We start from the raw sequence: 1,153 nt of genomic DNA, 5'->3' as shown, positions 1-1,153 counted from the left end.
CCGCCAGGCAGGTCTCCGGCCTCGACCGACGCGCCCACCGCGGGCGGGCAGCTCGGCGGGTCTTCGGCCTCGACCGATGCGGCGACCGTGGCCGGGTAGCCCGGCGGGTCTTCGGCCTCGACCGATGCGGCGACCGTGGCCGGGTAGCCCGGCGGGTCTTCGGCCTCGACCGACGCGGCGACCGTGGCCGGGCGGCCCGGCGGGTCTCCAGCGGCGCTGAGCCGGTAGAGCTTCCGGAGGCGGGTCCACTCGCGAGCGAGACGGCACAACCTTGCGGCGTGGCGTCTCGCTGCGGGCGCTGGCGGCGGCGGTCAGGTCAACCCGGCGCCAGGAACCGCGTCGGCGGGTCAGCCGGAGGCGTTGCCGGTCAGGTTCCAGGACTGGAGGTGCAGGGCTGGTGCCGTGTAACGAACCCCGGACCACCGATCCGGCAGCGACACCCCCTCGGCCCCCACCCCCAGCACCGCTCCCGGCCCCAGAGCCTGCGGATAGGACTGCGTGAACCGCATGTTCCCCACCGCCGCCGTCACCTCGCCGTCCTCGACCAGCCAGACGCCGTTGCGGGTCAGGCCGGTGATGACCAGGCTCTTCTGGTCCAGCACCCGGGTGTACCAGAAGTCGGTGATCAGCAGACCCCGCCGCATGCCGCTGACCAGGGCGCGGGCCGATGCTGCCGTCGGGCCTTCGCCGGTCTCCGGGGACGAGGCGTCACCGCCCGGCCCGGAGGCCAGGCGGAGGTTGGAGGCGATCGGGCCCCAGGAGCGGGATGCCGCACCGGCGTGGCCGGTGGAGGTCGAGCCGGCTTCGGCCGCTGAGGTGCGGTCGTGGCTGACCGCCGTGGTGGTGCCCGCGTCGACCAGGATCAGGGTGTCGCGCGGCGTGCCTTCCTGGTCGAACGGCAGGGTCGCGCCCAGCGGCTCGTCGAGGATGGTCACCGCCCGGTCGAACTGCTGGACGCCCAGCTCCGCGAAGGACTGGTGCTGCGCGAACGACTTGCCGTTGAAGCCGAAGGTGGCCAGGTTGTCGAGGATGTCGGCGACCGCGGTCGGCTCAAGGACCACCTCGTAGCGGCCCGGGGGCAGCTCGATCGGGCGGCCGCCGGCGCGGGCCTTCGCCGCTGCCCGGGTGCCCAGCGCGGTGCCGTCCAGGTCGG

General features: G+C 74.5%; 2 protein-coding genes. Both read right to left on the bottom strand.

Annotated elements, in window-relative coordinates; genetic code table 11:
- A partial coding sequence (locus AB0C29_RS49630) for a hypothetical protein (RefSeq protein WP_360835518.1) occupies positions 1–269 on the bottom strand: 269 nt, incomplete at its 3' end.
- Between the two features lie 78 nt (positions 270–347).
- Positions 348–1,153 (bottom strand): metallopeptidase TldD-related protein (locus tag AB0C29_RS49625; protein ID WP_360835516.1); only part of this gene is annotated, 806 nt, incomplete at its 5' end.

Source organism: Actinoplanes sp. NPDC048791 (assembly GCF_040650095.1).
Classification (GTDB): domain Bacteria; phylum Actinomycetota; class Actinomycetes; order Mycobacteriales; family Micromonosporaceae; genus Actinoplanes.
Note: the sequence above shows the minus strand (reverse complement) of the source record. Positions and strands in the feature narration are given on the sequence as shown.